This is a genomic window from Citrobacter sp. wls829 (assembly GCF_005280825.1).
GTDB classification, from domain to species: domain Bacteria; phylum Pseudomonadota; class Gammaproteobacteria; order Enterobacterales; family Enterobacteriaceae; genus Citrobacter; species Citrobacter gillenii.
In genome coordinates, this window is the sequence record NZ_SZWP01000075.1 from 12,253 (window position 1) to 29,341 (window position 17,089).

Here is a 17,089-nt window from a genome sequence, read left to right on the forward strand (position 1 = left end):
ATTTATGTTGTTTTAGATCAACAACAAGCCGGGTATGTGGTTAACCACAATAGAGTACCCCCCGCCACGATTTTTACACTGTAAATCATCAAGATTCTTTATTCATCACACGCAAACCAACGGCGTGACCAATGTTTCGTTGTTGCATTGTGACGGGAGAAAATATGGACAGCAGTAAACGGCAGTTTCTCCAGCAACTGGGCGTTCTGACCGCAGGCGCATCCCTGGTTCCCCTGGCTCAGGCCGAGTTTCCCTTCTCGCCAGAACGCCACGAGGGGTCGCGCCAGCATCGCTACGCCATGTTGATTGATCTGCGGCGGTGTATCGGCTGTCAGGCCTGTACCGTCAGTTGCGCCATTGAAAACCAGACGCCTCAGGGCGCGTTTCGTACCAACGTCAACCAGTATCAGGTACAGGTTGAGGGTCAGCAAAGCGTCACCAACGTGCTGCTGCCGCGCCTGTGTAACCATTGCGATAACCCACCTTGTGTGCCCGTTTGTCCCGTGCAGGCCACCTTTCAGCGCGAAGATGGCATTGTAGTGGTCGACAATACGCGCTGTGTGGGCTGCGCCTACTGCGTGCAAGCCTGCCCATACGATGCTCGGTTTATTAACCATGAAACGCAGACCGCCGACAAATGCACATTTTGCGTGCACCGCCTGGAAGCCGGGCTGCTCCCGGCCTGCGTGGAGTCCTGTGTGGGCGGCGCGCGCATCATTGGCGACATCAACGATCCGCACAGCCGGATTTCACGCATGCTGCACGAACACCATGACACCATCAAAGTCCTGAAACCGGAAAGCGGCACCTCGCCTCACGTGTTCTATCTGGGGCTAGATGACGCCTTCGTCACCCCGTTGATGGGACGTGCTCAACCCGCTCTGTGGCAGGAGGTTTAAATGACCCATTCACTGATTATCGAAGAGGTGCTGGCCCATCCGCAGGAAATAAGCTGGTTGCCCTGGGCGGTACAGTATTTCTTTTTCATTGGCATTGCCGCCTGCGCGGCGCTGTTCGCCTGCGTGCTCCACTGGCGTAAAAAAGCGCAGCCGCAGCTAGAAAACCTGACGCTGCTGATCGCCCTGACCTGTGCCATCACCGCCCCGCTGGCGCTGACCGCGGATCTGCACCAGACCGCGCGCGTCTGGCATTTCTATGCCTGGCCGACACCGTGGTCATGGATGCCGTGGGGGGCACTGTTTTTACCGTTGTTCACCGGGTTTCTCGGGCTGTGGTTTCTGGCGCAGCAGGTCAAACGGTTTACGCATAAAAGTTACAGCGTCACTAAATGGTTGGCTGTGGGCAGCGCGCTCTCAGCCATTGGATTATTGGTGTATACCGGCCGCGAAGTCTCCGTCGTGCAGGCGCGTCCCATCTGGTTCAGCTATGTCTTCCCGCTGGCGATGTTCCTCAGCGCGCTGCAAACCTTCTTCGCCCTGCTTATCGCCAGCATAAACCGCGACAGCACACTACCGCGCAAACTGGCATGGGGGCAGATTGTCACGTTGATCGCCCTGGCCATTGTGATGGCGTGGTGGGTGAGCGGCGATACGCTTTCCGGCTCGGCGATTCGCCAGTGGCTGGATGTCGCCGCGTCTGCACGGTACTACGCCATCGGCTGGGTAGTGCTGTGGGCTGTCTCACTGGCACTTTGCGGATGGGTGTTACGTCACCCATCGTCATTACCGCTGCGTATTACGCTGGCCTTCAGCGCCATGGCGCTGTGCTGGCTGATGCGCTGGACGATACTGATTCAGGTGCAGACCCTCCCCAAATTTAACGCGCAATTTAATCCGTACTCCCTGCCCGGCGGCACAGATGGCTGGCTGGCCATTGTAGGCACCTTTGGCCTGTGGGTTGCGCTACTCATTATTGTTCATGAAGGCCTCAACGCGATCGCAAGGAGAATGCAACATGGCTAATTTAACCCGTCGTCAGTGGCTTAAAGTTGGTCTCGCCGTTGGCGGGATGGTGACCTTTGGCCTGAGTTATCGGGATGTGGCAAAGCGCGCGATTGACGGTTTGCTGGATGGCACCTCGGGGAAAATCACCCGCGATCGCATCTTCGGCAATGCGCTGATCCCCGAAGCCAACGCCCAACCGCGCTGGCAGCAGGATCCGCAGCAGGTGATCGCCATGACCCAGTGCTTCGGCTGCTGGACCCAGTGCGGTGTGCGGGTCCGCGTCGACAGCAAAGCGGGGAAAGTTCTGCGCATTGCGGGCAACCCCTACCACCCACTGTCGCATGAACATCACATTGATTCGTCGGTTCCGTTTGCCACGGCAATGGAACAACTGGCGGGCGAAAGCGGTCTTGATGCGCGTTCCACCGCCTGCGCCCGGGGCGCAACCCTGCTCGAAGGCCTGTACAGCCCGCTGCGAATTCTGGAGCCGATGAAGCGCGTCGGTAAACGTGGCGAAGGTAAATGGCAGCGCATCAGCTTTGAACAGCTCATCAAAGAGGTGGTGGAAGGCGGCGACCTGTTTGGTGAAGGTCACGTTGACGGCCTGCGGGCCATCCACGACCCCATCACCCCGTTAGATGCTAAGCACCCCGGCTTTGGCCCGAAATCCAATCAACTGCTGGTCACCAATACCAGCGACGAGGGACGCGATACGTTTATCCGCCGTTTCGCACTGAACAGTTTTGGTAGTAAAAACTTCGGCGCGCACGGTGCGTATTGTGGGCTAGCGTATCGGGCCGGTTCCGGCGCGCTAATGGGCGATCTGGATAAAAACACCCACGTCAAACCGGACTGGGATAACGTTGAGTTCGCGTTATTTATGGGCACCTCCCCGGCGCAGTCCGGCAACCCGTTTAAGCGCCAGGCTCGCCAACTCGCCAGCGCCCGCTTACGCAATGATTTCGAGTATGTCGTTGTCGCACCCGCCCTGCCATTAACCACGGTACTGGCTGACGATCGCGGTCACTGGCAGCCTGTGCACCCGGGGAGCGACTCGGCGCTGGCAATGGGAATGATCCGCTGGATCATCGAAAAGCAGCGTTACAACGCCGATTACCTCGCCATCCCTGGTGTCCAGGCCATGCAACAGGCCGGAGAAAAAAGCTGGACCAACGCCACGCATCTGGTGATTACCGATGAGATCCCAACGCTTGCCGGACAGCATCTCACGCTCGCCCATCTGAACACCGACGCGCCTGGCGAACCGCTGGCCGTTAACGAGGCCGGTGACATGGTAGCAGCCAGCAGCTGTCAACGCGCACAGCTGTTCGTGACCCGCGAAGTAACGCTGGCCGACGGGCAAACCGTGACGGTCAAAAGCGGATTCCAGCGTCTGAAAGAGTCTGCCGAAAAGCTGTCACTGGCGCAATACAGCCAGCAGTGCGGCGTGTCGGAGGCAAAAATAGGCGCGCTGGCGGACGCCTTTACCCGTCACGGGCGTAAAGCGGCGGTGATCACCCACGGCGGGATGATGGCAGGCAACGGATTTTACAACGCCTGGGCGGTGATGATGCTGAATGCGCTGATTGGCAACCTCAGCCTCGAAGGCGGGGTCTTTGTGGGCGGCGGTAAATTCAACGGTGCCACTGACGGACCGCGCTACAATATGGACAGTTTCGCCGGAAAGGTGAAGCCGAAAGGCCTGAGCATCGCGCGCAGTAAAACCGCCTATGAATCCTCGGAAGAGTACCGTAATAAAGTGGCTGCCGGACAATCGCCCTTCCCGGCGAAAGCCCCATGGTATCCGTTTGTCGCCGGGCAGTTGACCGAATTACTCGTCTCGGCGCTCGAAGGCTATCCGTATCCGCTAAAAGCCTGGATCTCCAACATGACTAACCCGTTCTACGGCATTGCGGGGTTGCGTGGCGTGGCGGAAGAAAAGCTCAAAGATCCGGCGCGTCTGCCGTTGTTTATTGCCATTGATGCTTTTATGAACGAAACCACCGCGCTGGCGGACTATATTGTCCCGGATACCCACAACTTCGAAAGCTGGGGATTCAGCGCCCCGTGGGCAGGCGTGGCGAGCAAGGCCACCACCGCCCGCTGGCCGATTGTTGCACCCGCCACCAGCAAAACCGCCGACGGCCAACCAGCATCCATGGAGTCATTTTGCATCGCGGTGGCAAAACGCATTGGGCTGCCGGGCTTTGGCGATAACGCCATTACCGATCCGCAGGGCAATCACTATCCGCTGAACCGCGCGGAAGATTACTACCTGCGACTGGCCGCCAACATTGCGTTTATGGGTAAGGCGCCGGTCGCCGAAGCCGCGCCGGAAGATATCTCGCTGACCGGCGTGACGCGGATCCTGCCGGTCATCACCGACACGCTAAAAGCCGACGAAGTTCGTCGCGTGGCGTTTGTCTACTCGCGCGGTGGTCGTTTTGCGCCAGATAAGAGTGGCCGCACCGATAACCGCGTCGGTAATGCGTGGGAGAAACCTCTGCAAATCTGGAACGCGGATGTCGCCGCACACCGCCATGCGATCACCGGCGAGCGCTACAGCGGCTGTCCGGCCTGGTATCCTTCCCGCCTGTCCGACGGGCGTTCGGTGGACGAATTGTTTCCGCAGCAGGAATGGCCACTGAAGATGATCTCCTTTAAGTCCAATACCATGTCCAGCGCCTCGGCGGTGATCCCACGTCTTCACCATCTCAAGCCTGTGAATCTGGTGGCGCTCAACCCGCAGGACGGCGCGCGTTATGGTGTGTCACACGGCGACACGGTGCGCATCATCACGCCGGGTGGACACGCACAAGCGCAGGTCAGCCTGCTCAACGGCGTTATGCCGGGCGTTATCGCAATTGAACATGGCTACGGACATAAAGAAATGGGGGCAGCACAGCATACGCTTGACGGAGAGCCGATGGCGTTTGATGAAAAGATTAAATCGGGGATTAATATTAACGATTTGGGTTTTGCCGACCCGACGCGTCAGGTGGCCAATACCTGGCTGGACTGGGTCTCAGGAGCGTCTGTGCGCCAAGGGCTACCGGCGAGAATCGAGCGAGTGCAACTCTAGCGCCGGATGGCAACGCTACTGCGTTTTACCCGGCCTACAGACGTTGTAGGCCGGGTAAGGCGAAGCCGCCACCCGGCAGAAAGTGGATCAGTTATTTACCGGGATCACCGCGCCTTTATATTTGGTGCGGATCCAGTCCTGAATTTCTTTTGAGTGCAGTGCGTCAACCAGCGCCACAATATCCTTTTTCTTCTCATCGCCGCGATGCACGGTAATGATGTTGGCATACGGGTTGTTTTCGCCGCTTTCGACAGCAATCGGATCTTTCACCGGATCCAGCCCGGCATCGATAGCGTAGTTGGCGTTGATCACCACTGCATCGCCTTCATCGTTGTTATACATCTGCGGCAACAGTGCCGCTTCAACGTTAGGCAGGAACTTCAGCTTTTTCGGGTTCTCAACGATGTCGCTGATGCGCGCGGTGACTTTATCAACGCCTGGCTTGAGCTTAATCACACCCTCTTTTTCGAAAATCGACAGAATGCGACCTTCTTCGGACACCGCATCACGCATGATGATCTTTCCGCCCTCCGGCAGGTCCTTCAGCGACTTTACCTTTTTAGAATAGATACCAATCGGCTCAATGTGAATCGCCCCGGCGCTGACGAAATCATAGGTCTTATCACCCGCATGATCCTTCAGTACGCTGTTCAGGTACGGAATATGCTGGAAGTAGTTGGCGTCAATCTCACGCCCCGCCAGCGCGGTGTTTGGCAGAATGTAGTCCTGGAACGGTTTAATCTCCAGCTCGATCCCCTGCTTTGCCAGGATCGGTTTCGCCTGTTCGAGGATCTCAGCGTGCGGCACGTTGGACGCGCCCACGGTCAGCGTATCTGCCCACGACGCAAAGCTCAGGGCGCTTAAGGTGGCGGCGGCGAGTAATGTCAGTGATTTTTTCATGATAATGGTTTCCGTATTTTATTAGCGTTTATCTAACAGAGAGGTGATCACATCGCCGCAAAACTGGATGATGAAGACAATAACCAGAATGGTCACCGTCGCCACCAGCGTAACGTCGCTGTGGTTGCGCTGGAATCCTTCCAGATAAGCCAAATTCCCTAAACCACCGGCACCAATCACACCAGCCATTGCGCTGTAGCTAACCAGGGCAATCAGCGTCACGGTGATACCGGACACCAGAGCGGGTGATGATTCCGGCAGTAAAACCCGAAAAATAAGCGTACTCAGACGTGCCCCCATGGAGCGGCTCGCTTCAATAACGCCTTTATCTACTTCACGCAGGGCAATTTCGACCAGACGGGCATAGAACGGTGCGGCACCCACGATCAGCGCGGGTAGCGCGGCGTTGGCACCAAGAATGGTGCCTACCAGCGTTTTGGTCACCGGGATCAGCAGCACGATCAAAATGATGAACGGGATTGAGCGGAAAATATTCACGATCAACGAGATGGCGCTGTACAGCGTGCGGTTCTGATACAGGCCGCCACGCGCGGTCAGAAATAGCGCCAGTCCGAGCGCAATACCCAGTACAAAGGTCGCCACACCGGAAAGCGCGGTCATGTAGAGCGTTTCCTGAGTTGCCGCGAACAGTTGGTCCCATTTCAGATGGGGAAACAGGGAATCAGCCATGTTGGATAACCTCGCCGTCAACGTCGCTGTGGCGCAGATCGGCCAGAATATTGTTGAGTTGTTCTTCAGTGGCCACCACGTGCACCCACAGTTGACCAAACGCGCCATGGGCGGTTTGCGTCATCTTGCCGTGCAGAATGTTAAACGGCAGGCCGTAGCGCAGGGTCAGCTCCCCGACCACAGGCCGATGGGTACGCTGTCCGGTAAACGTTAACTTAATCACCGCACCGCCGAGTTCGCTTGCCAGTTGCGGATTAAACTCATCTTCCTCGGCATATTGACTTACCTGACGGACAAACTGACGGGTGATCGGCTGCTGCGGGTGGCTAAACACGCTGAGCACATCGCCCTCTTCAACCACTTTGCCGTTCTCCATCACCGCCACGCGATCGCAAATTTTGCGCACCACGTGCATCTCATGGGTGATCAGCACAATGGTTAATTTGAAACGCCGGTTAATATCGAGCAGCAAATCCAGGATTTGATCGGTGGTTTGCGGATCCAGCGCGGAAGTGGCTTCGTCGCACAACAGCACGTCCGGGTTGTTCGCCAGCGCACGAGCAATCCCGACACGCTGTTTTTGCCCACCGCTGAGCTGCGACGGCCAGGCGTTTTCTCGACCATCCAGCCCGACCAATGTAATCAGTTCGGTCACACGTGCTTTAATTTTTGCTTTTGGTACACCGGCGATTTGCATTGAGAAGGCAATGTTTTCGCTGACGGTCCGCGACCACAGCAGATTAAAGTGCTGAAACACCATGCTGATTTTCAGTCGTGCCTGGCGTAACGATTCCCCGCGCGCCGTGGAGATATCGTGACCATTGACGGTCACACTGCCGGAAGTTGGCTGTTCAAGGCCGTTAAGCAGGCGAATCAGGGTGCTCTTACCGGCACCGCTGTAGCCAATAATTCCGTAAATCTGTCCCTGTTCAACCGTCAGGTTGACGTTATCGACAGCGGTAATAGCAAGCCTGCCTGGCGTAAACACTTTCGAAATATTTTTCAGGACAATCATGTCGTTTGGGTATCCGCTGCTGCTTATCGTTATCCTGCTAACGCTTTTGGCTGTTTAGCAGTATGGATGTCCAAACGAGTGTAATCAGGGAAATGGGCTTTTGATATGAATTAAAAAGAATTTGATATAACTATAAGGAATAACTGTTTTGCACTATTGTCGTTTGCAAGAGCCGGGAATGAAGAACGTCGTGTTGTTGCGCAACAGACCACCGCTGCGGACAACCTCTTTATCCATAGCAATGAACAAATTCGTGAATATTTTTTCGTGAAACTGCACAGAACGCTTTTGAAACACCGTTTCCATTTTCCTTTTAGATAATTTTCAGCGTATAATGCGCGCCAATTGTCTCTTGAATGGTTTCAGCACATTGACCTGTAAAACTCAACGACTACAAAACTCTCCTACCCGTTGGGCTGAAACGCAAGCACACATTCCTCTGCACGCTCTTTCGATGTCACCTATCCTTAGAGCGAGGCATCACAACTTTCGTAACTCAGGTTTAGCTTCCCATCCGTGCGCGACGGAAGCCAGATTTCCATATCCTTCTCAACTTAAAGACTAAGACTGTCATGAAAAAGACGAAAATTGTTTGCACCATCGGTCCGAAAACCGAATCCGAAGAGATGTTAACCAAAATGCTGGACGCGGGCATGAACGTCATGCGTCTGAACTTCTCCCACGGCGATTACGCAGAACACGGTCAGCGCATTAAGAACTTGCGCAACGTGATGAGCAAGACCGGCAAGAAAGCGGCCATCCTGCTCGACACCAAAGGTCCGGAAATCCGTACCATTAAACTGGAAGGCGGTAACGACGTTTCTCTGAAAGCGGGTCAGACCTTCACGTTCACCACCGACAAATCTATCGTAGGTAACAACGAAATCGTTGCTGTTACTTATGAAGGCTTCACCAATGACCTGTCCGTTGGCAACACCGTGCTGGTTGACGATGGTCTGATCGGCATGGAAGTTACCGCAATCGAAGGTAACAAAGTTATCTGTAAAGTGCTGAACAACGGCGACCTGGGCGAAAACAAAGGCGTTAACCTGCCGGGCGTTTCTATCGCGCTGCCAGCACTGGCTGAAAAAGACAAACAGGACCTGATCTTCGGTTGCGAGCAAGGCGTTGACTTCGTTGCTGCGTCCTTTATCCGTAAACGTTCTGACGTCATTGAAATTCGTGAGCACCTGAAAGCGCACGGCGGCGAAAACATTCAGATCATCTCCAAAATCGAAAACCAGGAAGGCCTGAACAACTTCGACGAGATCCTCGAAGCGTCTGACGGCATCATGGTTGCACGTGGCGATCTGGGCGTAGAAATCCCGGTTGAAGAAGTTATCTTCGCGCAGAAGATGATGATCGAAAAATGCGTACGCGCACGTAAAGTGGTTATCACCGCGACTCAGATGCTGGACTCCATGATCAAAAACCCACGTCCGACCCGTGCTGAAGCCGGTGACGTGGCAAACGCCATCCTCGACGGTACTGATGCAGTCATGCTGTCTGGTGAATCCGCTAAAGGTAAATACCCGCTGGAAGCCGTTTCTATCATGGCAACCATCTGTGAACGTACCGACCGCGTGATGACCAGCCGTCTGGACAACAGCCATGACAACCGCAAACTGCGTATTACCGAAGCCGTTTGCCGTGGTGCTGTAGAAACCGCTGAAAAACTGGAAGCTCCGCTGATCGTCGTAGCGACCCAGGGTGGTAAATCCGCTAAAGCCGTACGTAAATACTTCCCGAACGCGACCATTCTGGCGCTGACCACCAACGAAGTGACTGCGCGTCAGCTGGTTCTCAGCAAAGGCGTGGTGCCGCACCTGGTGAAAGAAATCGCTTCTACTGATGATTTCTACCGTCTGGGTAAAGAAGTTGCGCTGCAGTTAGTTGAGCGCGGCCTGGCACAGAAAGGTGACGTTGTAGTGATGGTTTCCGGTGCGCTGGTACCGAGCGGCACCACCAACACGGCATCTGTTCACGTGCTGTAATAATTCCATCGGGAATTAATTTGCCTAAAAAGCGCCCTTGCGGCGCTTTTTTTATTTCCGCGATAGCTACTATTAATAAAAAATCAAATCGGATTTCACTATCTAATTAGAGATTATCTAAGATGAATCCGATGGAAGCTTTCTGTTTTCACTCGGGTTTTTAGCCGTTTTTGCACAATTCGATGCTTCTTTGAGCGAACGATCAAAAATAAGTGCATTCGCATCAAAAAAATATTCTCAACCTAAAAAGCTTTGTGTAATACTTGTAACGCTACATGGAGATTAACTCAATCTAGAGGGTATTAATAATGAATCGTACTAAACTGGTACTGGGCGCGGTAATCCTGGGTTCTACTCTGCTGGCAGGTTGCTCCAGCAATGCTAAAATCGATCAGCTGTCTTCTGACGTTCAGACTCTGAACGCTAAAGTTGACCAGCTGAGCAACGACGTGAACGCAATGCGTTCCGACGTTCAGGCTGCTAAAGATGACGCAGCACGCGCTAACCAGCGTCTGGACAACGCAGCTACTAAATACCGTAAGTAATAGTATCTGTGTAATAGAAATGGCGCACATTGTGCGCCATTTTTTTTGCCCCTCATTCCTCCTTCCCTGTTACTGCATCGTCCGCACGTCCCCTGCTTCTGGCAATCCATTCTGTGCCGACTTCACCTCTGGCCCGTTGGCCACAATCGGTGCCTGCCCGGCCGTAACGGTAACCGGATAACCTGCCCGACGATACAGCGCCCGATCCACCAGCCCCAGGTCTACGGCTTTACTGTCTTTAAACTGGGTAAAACCGGCTGGCAGTACATACGGCATGGTCTGTACGTTTTGTTCTTCCTCTGGCGACAAAGGTCGGTGCACTTCAACATAACGCATGCCGTTAGGCTCGATGGCGTATTTTATCGGCTCATTAATCACTCTGACCGGCGTGCCGGTTCTGACCTGAGCAAACAGGGCTTTGATGTCCGGTGCGTTCATGCGGATACAGCCAGAGCTGACGCGCAGGCCTACACTGTCGGGTGCGCTAGTGCCGTGGATGAGGTATTCACCGTTTCCATGCGCCAGACGCAGCGCAAAGCGTCCTAACGGGTTATTGGGCCCGGCGGGCACTACAGGGGGTAGCGTAATGCCGCGCTCCAGAGAACGCTTACGGATGCCTGGTGTTGGGGTCCATGTAGGGTTAGGGATTTTCTGTCCCACCCGAGTTTCCATCACCGGGGTCTCCAGTCCCTGTAAACCAATGCCAATCGGGAATACCTGAACAATATTCTCTCCCGGCGGGAAATAATACAGACGCAATTCTGCCAGATTAACAATAATACCTTCGCGCGGCGCATCCGGTAACAGCAGTTGCGAAGGAATCGTAATCAGGGTGCCGGGGCTGGGTACCGGGGCGATCGTATTATTCGCTTCGAGGATCAGCATCGCGGCGGTATCAAACCGGCGGGCTATTGCCTGCAAGTTTTTATCGCCTTCCTGCACGGTGTAGGTTTGATTCTGCCCGACAAGACGACTGTTCGCCGCAGGCAAAGGATAATCGACCGCCCAGGCGGCCTGTATAGCGCTGTAAGCGCCAATTAGCATTAGAGTAATAATAGACGCGCGTTTCATACTCACTCACCCCCCTGGCGTTATTGCCGGATAACGGCTGCTGCGGTATCCGGCCGACGAGTCATTGCATAAATCTGCTCAGCGCTATCCTGCAAGGTTTGCCGGATAACGTGTTTTATCAGTTTAGCTAAGAGTTGCCGCTTGCGTACGAATAGCGCGAATCATCGCTTCCAGCCCCTGTGAACGCGATGGCGTGAGATGTTGCGTCAGTGCCATTTTCTCGAACCACGGACGCACATCAAAACGCACAATATCTTCGGCAGTCATTCGATCATATAAAATGAATACCACAGCAATCAGTCCTTTCACAATTGCCGCATCACTGTCGCCCTGTAATTCAATAATTCCGTCAGCATTCTGACGCATTGTTATCCATACCTGACTCTGACAGCCCTGAATACTATTTTTCTCACAGCGATCATCAGCATTTAATTCTGGTAAACGCTGACCTAATTCAATGATATACAGATACTTCTCTTCCCAGTTCGCGCAGCGCAGAAAATTACGCAACAACTTTTCTTTATCCGGTAGCGCAGCCATACCCCCTCCCTGTTATCCCAATAAGTGATGAATACGTTTAAGTCCCGTTACCAGTCGATCCACCTCTTCCTGAGTGTTGTACATGGCAATCGAGGCCCGGCACATCGCAGGGACGTTATAATATGCCATCAACGGCATGGCGCAGTGGTGCCCGGTGCGTACGGCAATACCGTAGTTATCAAGAAAACTACCCACGTCGTAGGCGTGGTGTTTACCGAGGTTAAACGCGATGACGCCCAGACGCGCCTGCGGACCGTACAACGTCAGATCCGGCACACTGGCCAGCTGTTCTAGCGCGTAGCACATCATGAACTGCTCGTACTCGCTGATGTTATCCAGACCCAGCGCACTCACATATTCAATGGCAGCGCCCAGGCCGATAATACCGCCGGTATTGGGCGTTCCCGCTTCAAAACGCCACGGCGCTTTCGTCCAGGTGGTTCCCTGGCTCAGGCTAACCGTTGCTATCATTGAGCCCCCGCCTTCCCAGGGCGGCATCTCCTGCAACAGCGACTCACGGGCATACAGCACGCCAATGCCGGTGGGTCCATACAGCTTATGGGCGGAGAAGACATAAAAGTCGCAATCCAGCGCCTGCATGTCTACTTTATGGTGCATCACCGCCTGCGCGCCATCGACCAGCACTTTTGCCCCGTGCTGATGCGCCAGCGCAATCATCTCTGCTAACGGGTTTTCGGTACCCAGCACGTTGGATACATGGGTAATCGCCAGCAGTTGGGTGCGTTCGTCGAACAGAGTTGGCAGAGTATCCAACTGCAAGGTGCCATCAGCATTCAGGGGGATGACACGCAGCTCAGCACCCACGCGGGCACACAGCATCTGCCATGGCACGATGTTGGCGTGGTGTTCCATCTCACTGATGATGATGTTATCCCCCGCCCGCACATTGCTGGTGCCCCAACTGTTGGCTACCAGATTAATGCCCTCGGTCGTGCCACGCACAAATACCAGTTCTTCAGCGGAGCGGGCATTAATAAACAGCGACGCCAGCTTACGCACATTCTCCATTTTTTCCGTCGCCTGGGCGCTTAGGGTATGAATACCACGGTGAACCGCCGCATAGCCATGGCGGTAAAACTCAGCTTCGGCATCAATCACCTGATTCGGCTTTTGCGCGCTGGCAGCGCTGTCCAGATACGCCAGCGGCAGGCCGTTCACTTCACGGGTCAGGACCGGAAAGTCGGCCCGCACTTTTTCAATCGGAAATGTCATGCTACGCCTCCCGGCAGGCGTTGGGCTATACGCGCCAGAACCTGTTGTTTAAGCGTTTCATCGCTCAGGGCTTCCGTCAGCTCAGCGGCAAACGCATAGAGAATCATCTGTTGAGCATCCTGCTGGCCAATCCCACGCGAACGCAGATAGAACATCTGCTCATCGTCGATCCGCCCTACCGTCGCGCCGTGGCTGCATTTCACGTCATCGGCATAGATTTCCAGTTGCGGTTTGGTGTCCACTTCCGACAGCTTACCAAGCAGCAAATTATTGTTCGTCATCTGTCCGTCGGTTTTAATCGCGTGCTGCGCCACGTTGATCAGACCATTGAACACCGCCCGACCTTTATCGCTGACGATGGTTTTATGCAGTTGGCGGCTGTTGCAATAGCCTTTGTTATGCTCAAGCCAGGTGCGGGTATCGCAGACTTCGTTTTTCACCGGCATCGCCAGACTGTTAATCCGCAGCGTGGTGTTTTCGCCGTTCAGTTGGGTGCTGGTGTTATGGCGCAACACCGCGTCGCCGAGCAAAAAACTGTGGCTCACCGCCGTAGCATCTGCGCCCAGCTGAATGTCGTTATGGGCGAAGTGATGGCTGACCGGGTTCTCAAACGCCAGCTTGATATGCTGTAAGTGGGCATTGGCCGCCACGTTCATCGTAACGCGCGCGCCGGTAAAGTGCTTCAGCGTGTTGAGGCTGACAAAATGTTCGATGAGGGTGGCTTCTGCGCCCTCCGCCAGTTCAAGGTGGTGGCGATAATGCGCGGTATTGACGTCATCGCCCGCCACTCCCTGGGTGATGTGCATCAACAGTAGCGGTTTCGCCGGGCGCTGATTACGTTTCACCTTGATATGCGTCACACTGCGCGACAGGCTTTCCGTCAGATGCAGAAAAACCTCTGGCTGAATCGGTGCCGGTAGCGACAGGTGCGCATCGTCAACAGTAATGTCAAAGCCGCTACCGTCCGTGCTGTCGCTAAGCGCTTCGCAGAATTGCCCGTCGACAAACACCAGACGCACAGCATCAATGCCAGCGGCTAACGCCTCGCACTGCGCCGGGGTTATCGCGGCAAGATGACTAACAAACTGGCTACTGGTTAATCCTTCCAGCGGCGTGTATTTCCAGTCTTCATGCTTACGCGTAGGCAGCCCAAGACGCAGCATCTGCTGTAAGTGCTGCTGCGCGTGCTGCGAGCGGGTTTCGCCCTGTGACTCAAACAAGTGATGCCACTGCTGCAGCACATTACTGCTGTTCACTAAGCCAGCCATATCCTTGCTCCTCCAGCTGTTTAACCAGCGTGAAATCGCCGGACTTAACAATGCGTCCCTGATACAAAACATGGACGTAATCGGGTTTGATATAGTCGAGGATGCGCTGATAGTGGGTGACAATAATGAATGAACGCTTGCCGTCGCGCAGCGAATTGACGCCATCAGCGACAATTTTTAGCGCATCAATATCCAACCCCGAATCAGACTCGTCGAGAATGCACAGCTGAGGCTCCAGCACCGCCATCTGCAAAATATCATTGCGTTTTTTCTCACCGCCGGAGAAACCGACGTTTACCGAGCGGGTGAGCAAATCCTCCGGCATTTTCAACAGCGCGATTTTCTCCTCCATCAAATCCTGGAAGTCGAATCGATCCAGCGCGTCTTCGCCACGGTAACCGCGCACTGCATTAAGCGCGGTTTGCAGGAAAAACTGATTGCTGACGCCGGGAATTTCCACCGGGTATTGAAACGCCATAAAGATGCCTTCACCGGCCCGGTCTTCCGGCGACAGTTCCAGTAAATCTTTACCGTTAAATTCCATCGTTCCCCCGGTGACGGCATAATCATCACGCCCGGCCAATGTTGCCGACAGCGTGCTTTTTCCTGAACCGTTCGGTCCCATAATGGCGTGAACTTCACCCGGGCGGACCTCCAGGCTCAGCCCGCGCAGGATCGCCTTCTCTTCGACGCTGACCTGTAAATCTTTAATGCTTAACATGTGCTTTCCTTAAATTTTAACCGACGCTGTGTTCAAGGCTGATGGCGAGAAGTTTTTGCGCTTCAACAGCGAACTCCAGCGGCAGTTCAGAGAACACGTCTTTACAGAACCCGTTGACGATCATCGAGATGGCGTCTTCTTCGCTGATACCGCGCTGCAGACAGTAGAACAGCTGATCTTCACCAATACGTGAGGTGGTGGCTTCGTGTTCAAGCTGGGCGCTGTTGTTGCGACACTCTACGTACGGGAAGGTGTGCGCCCCGCAGTCCGCACCAATCAGCATCGAGTCACACTGGGTATAGTTACGGGCGTTGGTGGCCGTCGGCATGATTTTTACCAGGCCGCGATAGCTGTTCTGGCTGTGCCCGGCGGAGATCCCTTTCGAGATAATGGTCGATTTGGTGTTCTTGCCGATGTGGATCATCTTGGTGCCGGTATCGGCCTGCTGATGACCGCTGGTCAACGCAACGGAGTAGAATTCGCCGATGGAGTTATCGCCGCGCAAAATACAGCTGGGGTATTTCCAGGTGATGGCCGAGCCAGTTTCCGACTGGGTCCACGACATTTTGCTGTTTTCGCCTTCACACAGTGCACGTTTGGTCACGAAGTTCAGAATGCCGCCGGTGTTGCCATCGCCAGGGAACCAGTTTTGCACCGTCGAGTATTTCACTTCAGCATCTTTGTGGATGATCACTTCCACCACCGCCGCGTGCAGCTGATAGCTGTCGCGCACCGGAGCAGAACATCCTTCAATGTAGCTGACGTAGCTGCCTTCATCCGCCACCAGGATAGTGCGTTCAAATTGCCCGGTTTTTTCCGCATTAATACGAAAATAGGTGGAAAGCTCCATTGGGCAGCGTACGCCTTTCGGCACATAGATAAACGTACCGTCTGAGGCAACCGCCGCATTCAGCGCGGCAAAGAAATTGTCGTTGCCCGGCACCACCGTGCCGAGATATTTTTTCACCAGTTCCGGGTGATCATGAATGGCCTCACCGAACGAGCAGAAAATAATGCCTTGTTCAGCCAGCTTTTCACGATAGGTGGTCGCCACCGATACCGAGTCAAAAATGGCATCGACCGCCACTTCTCGCCCTTCACGTACCGGCACGCCAAGTTGTTCGAAAGCGTCCTCAACCTCTTTACTTAAAAACGCATTCGCGCCCGTTTGCTGTACCGCTCCCGGCTCTGAGGCGCAGGTCTCATCGCAGTTGCCGCAGGAAGGTGCGGAGTAATAGCTGTAATCCTGATAATTCAGCTTATCGTAATGCGCTTTTAACCAGTGCGGCTCCTCCATCGTCAGCCACGCCTTAAACGCATCCAGGCGAAATGCCAGCATCCAGTCCGGTTCGTTGCGTTTCGCGGAAATCGCCCGCACGACCTCTTCATTGATGCCCTTCGCCAGTTCATCAGTTTTTAGTTGGGTGAAGAATCCCTCTTTATAATTGAGGTGTCCGCCAGCCCAGGTGTTGACATCGTCAGTTGCTTCAGTGTTACGCGACATAGTACCGCCTATACCCCAAAACTTTCGCCACAGCCGCATTCGTTCTGGGCTTTCGGGTTATGAAATTTAAATAACTGATTTAATCCTTCACGAACAAAATCGACTTCGGTTCCGTCAATAAACGGCATCGCCTGTAACGGCACATACAGCCTGGCGCCATCGGTTTCGAACACCAGATCGTCTTTTTCCGGTTGGCTGACGGTATCCAGCACATAGCCAAACCCCGCACATCCTGTTTGCTTCACGCCTAACCGCACGCCCAGCATATCGGGCTGTTTTGCCACCAGTTCACGAATATGCGCCGCTGCGGCTGGCGTTAACGTCAACCCACGCCATGCAAAATCGTTCGGATTAAATGTTCCTGAATGCAATTCCATAGGGTTACCTCGAGTCATTAACCTGCACGCTACAATACCATGTTAGTGATAATGATTATCACTTCAACCCCTGTTCAGCAGGGGCATTCGGGTTAACCGCCCTTTTTGGTTACTTTTATTAAGCATAGACCCTGCGGCGAGGGTTTACAGAGAGGGATTATTTTGTTCAATGCTTTGATAAATAATGGGTTACAAACCGTTAATCGTTCAGCAAGGTAAAACGCAAAAAGATGTATAAAAAATGT

General features: G+C 54.2%; 15 protein-coding genes. 5 read left to right on the forward strand and 10 right to left on the reverse strand.

Annotation, left to right across the window (positions count from 1 at the left end; translation table 11 throughout):
- Positions 1 to 164: 164 nt before the first annotated feature.
- The 3 genes from ttrB to ttrA are packed head-to-tail and all read left to right on the forward strand — an operon-like array spanning position 165 to position 4,986.
- A complete protein-coding gene (ttrB, locus tag FDW88_RS16645) occupies positions 165 to 899 on the forward strand; it encodes a tetrathionate reductase subunit TtrB (protein WP_217439024.1) in 735 nt (244 codons plus the stop codon).
- Positions 900 to 1,922, forward strand: coding sequence for a tetrathionate reductase subunit TtrC (gene ttrC, locus FDW88_RS16650; protein WP_137362980.1), 1,023 nt, complete (start codon positions 900 to 902; stop codon positions 1,920 to 1,922).
- Positions 1,915 to 4,986: a tetrathionate reductase subunit TtrA gene (gene ttrA / locus FDW88_RS16655; RefSeq protein WP_137362981.1), complete on the forward strand. Its 3,072-nt coding sequence runs from the start codon at positions 1,915 to 1,917 to the stop codon at positions 4,984 to 4,986. The genes ttrC and ttrA overlap by 8 nt, the downstream gene beginning before the upstream one ends.
- Before the next feature lie 87 nt (positions 4,987 to 5,073).
- On the opposite strand, the gene FDW88_RS16660 is transcribed toward ttrA, so the two are convergent.
- Genes FDW88_RS16660 through FDW88_RS16670 form a run of 3 tightly spaced genes read right to left on the reverse strand, consistent with a single transcriptional unit; the run spans position 5,074 to position 7,591 of the window.
- Complete coding sequence (locus FDW88_RS16660; RefSeq protein WP_096757208.1) at positions 5,074 to 5,886, reverse strand: MetQ/NlpA family ABC transporter substrate-binding protein; 813 nt, start codon at positions 5,884 to 5,886, stop codon at positions 5,074 to 5,076.
- A 21-nt stretch (positions 5,887 to 5,907) separates the two neighbouring features.
- Positions 5,908 to 6,576 (reverse strand): methionine ABC transporter permease, encoded by a 669-nt coding sequence (locus FDW88_RS16665; protein WP_096757209.1) that lies wholly within the window; start codon positions 6,574 to 6,576, stop codon positions 5,908 to 5,910.
- On the reverse strand, positions 6,569 to 7,591 hold the full coding sequence (locus FDW88_RS16670; protein ID WP_137362982.1) for a methionine ABC transporter ATP-binding protein: 1,023 nt from the start codon (positions 7,589 to 7,591) through the stop codon (positions 6,569 to 6,571). Before FDW88_RS16670 ends, FDW88_RS16665 begins: the two co-directional genes overlap by 8 nt.
- A gap of 572 nt (positions 7,592 to 8,163) precedes the next feature.
- On the opposite strand from FDW88_RS16670, the gene pykF reads away from it, so the two are divergent.
- Together pykF and lpp are read left to right on the forward strand one after the other, a co-directional pair.
- Entirely contained in the window at positions 8,164 to 9,585 is a 1,422-nt protein-coding gene (gene pykF, locus FDW88_RS16675; protein WP_137362983.1) for a pyruvate kinase PykF, read from the forward strand.
- Between the two features lie 308 nt (positions 9,586 to 9,893).
- Positions 9,894 to 10,130 carry a murein lipoprotein Lpp gene (gene lpp / locus FDW88_RS16680; RefSeq protein ID WP_003029373.1) on the forward strand — a complete coding sequence of 79 codons (237 nt, stop codon included), beginning with the start codon at positions 9,894 to 9,896 and terminating at the stop codon, positions 10,128 to 10,130.
- 69 nt (positions 10,131 to 10,199) lie between these two features.
- On the opposite strand, the gene FDW88_RS16685 is transcribed toward lpp, so the two are convergent.
- The 7 genes from FDW88_RS16685 to sufA form a co-directional block, all read right to left on the reverse strand.
- Positions 10,200 to 11,201: a L,D-transpeptidase family protein gene (locus FDW88_RS16685; protein ID WP_115258626.1), complete on the reverse strand. Its 1,002-nt coding sequence runs from the start codon at positions 11,199 to 11,201 to the stop codon at positions 10,200 to 10,202.
- Between the two features lie 123 nt (positions 11,202 to 11,324).
- Positions 11,325 to 11,741 carry a cysteine desulfuration protein SufE gene (gene sufE, locus FDW88_RS16690; RefSeq protein ID WP_115258627.1) on the reverse strand — a complete coding sequence of 139 codons (417 nt, stop codon included), beginning with the start codon at positions 11,739 to 11,741 and terminating at the stop codon, positions 11,325 to 11,327.
- 12 nt (positions 11,742 to 11,753) lie between these two features.
- Positions 11,754 to 12,974, reverse strand: coding sequence for a cysteine desulfurase SufS (gene sufS, locus FDW88_RS16695; protein WP_137362984.1), 1,221 nt, complete (start codon positions 12,972 to 12,974; stop codon positions 11,754 to 11,756).
- On the reverse strand, positions 12,971 to 14,242 hold the full coding sequence (sufD, locus tag FDW88_RS16700) for a Fe-S cluster assembly protein SufD (RefSeq protein ID WP_117343023.1): 1,272 nt from the start codon (positions 14,240 to 14,242) through the stop codon (positions 12,971 to 12,973). Before sufD ends, sufS begins: the two co-directional genes overlap by 4 nt.
- The gene (sufC, locus tag FDW88_RS16705; RefSeq protein WP_137362985.1) at positions 14,217 to 14,963 is read right to left on the reverse strand and encodes a Fe-S cluster assembly ATPase SufC; all 747 of its coding nucleotides are present in this window, start codon (positions 14,961 to 14,963) and stop codon (positions 14,217 to 14,219) included. Before sufC ends, sufD begins: the two co-directional genes overlap by 26 nt.
- A 16-nt stretch (positions 14,964 to 14,979) precedes the next feature.
- Positions 14,980 to 16,467 carry a Fe-S cluster assembly protein SufB gene (gene sufB / locus FDW88_RS16710; protein WP_096757217.1) on the reverse strand — a complete coding sequence of 496 codons (1,488 nt, stop codon included), beginning with the start codon at positions 16,465 to 16,467 and terminating at the stop codon, positions 14,980 to 14,982.
- A gap of 8 nt (positions 16,468 to 16,475) precedes the next feature.
- Complete coding sequence (sufA, locus tag FDW88_RS16715) at positions 16,476 to 16,844, reverse strand: Fe-S cluster assembly scaffold SufA (RefSeq protein ID WP_115258631.1); 369 nt, start codon at positions 16,842 to 16,844, stop codon at positions 16,476 to 16,478.
- Positions 16,845 to 17,089: the final 245 nt, after the last annotated feature.

Bases quoted from the DNA above. Each gene is read 5' to 3' on its own strand.
- ttrB (WP_217439024.1), top strand. From the start codon at position 165: ATGGACAGCAGTAAACGGCAGTTTCTCCAGCAACTGGGCGTTCTGACC.
- ttrC (WP_137362980.1), top strand. From the start codon at position 900: ATGACCCATTCACTGATTATCGAAGAGGTGCTGGCCCATCCGCAGGAA.
- ttrA (WP_137362981.1), top strand. From the start codon at position 1,915: ATGGCTAATTTAACCCGTCGTCAGTGGCTTAAAGTTGGTCTCGCCGTT.
- FDW88_RS16660 (WP_096757208.1), bottom strand. From the start codon at position 5,886: ATGAAAAAATCACTGACATTACTCGCCGCCGCCACCTTAAGCGCCCTG.
- FDW88_RS16665 (WP_096757209.1), bottom strand. From the start codon at position 6,576: ATGGCTGATTCCCTGTTTCCCCATCTGAAATGGGACCAACTGTTCGCG.
- FDW88_RS16670 (WP_137362982.1), bottom strand. From the start codon at position 7,591: ATGATTGTCCTGAAAAATATTTCGAAAGTGTTTACGCCAGGCAGGCTT.
- pykF (WP_137362983.1), top strand. From the start codon at position 8,164: ATGAAAAAGACGAAAATTGTTTGCACCATCGGTCCGAAAACCGAATCC.
- lpp (WP_003029373.1), top strand. From the start codon at position 9,894: ATGAATCGTACTAAACTGGTACTGGGCGCGGTAATCCTGGGTTCTACT.
- FDW88_RS16685 (WP_115258626.1), bottom strand. From the start codon at position 11,201: ATGAAACGCGCGTCTATTATTACTCTAATGCTAATTGGCGCTTACAGC.
- sufE (WP_115258627.1), bottom strand. From the start codon at position 11,741: ATGGCTGCGCTACCGGATAAAGAAAAGTTGTTGCGTAATTTTCTGCGC.
- sufS (WP_137362984.1), bottom strand. From the start codon at position 12,974: ATGACATTTCCGATTGAAAAAGTGCGGGCCGACTTTCCGGTCCTGACC.
- sufD (WP_117343023.1), bottom strand. From the start codon at position 14,242: ATGGCTGGCTTAGTGAACAGCAGTAATGTGCTGCAGCAGTGGCATCAC.
- sufC (WP_137362985.1), bottom strand. From the start codon at position 14,963: ATGTTAAGCATTAAAGATTTACAGGTCAGCGTCGAAGAGAAGGCGATC.
- sufB (WP_096757217.1), bottom strand. From the start codon at position 16,467: ATGTCGCGTAACACTGAAGCAACTGACGATGTCAACACCTGGGCTGGC.
- sufA (WP_115258631.1), bottom strand. From the start codon at position 16,844: ATGGAATTGCATTCAGGAACATTTAATCCGAACGATTTTGCATGGCGT.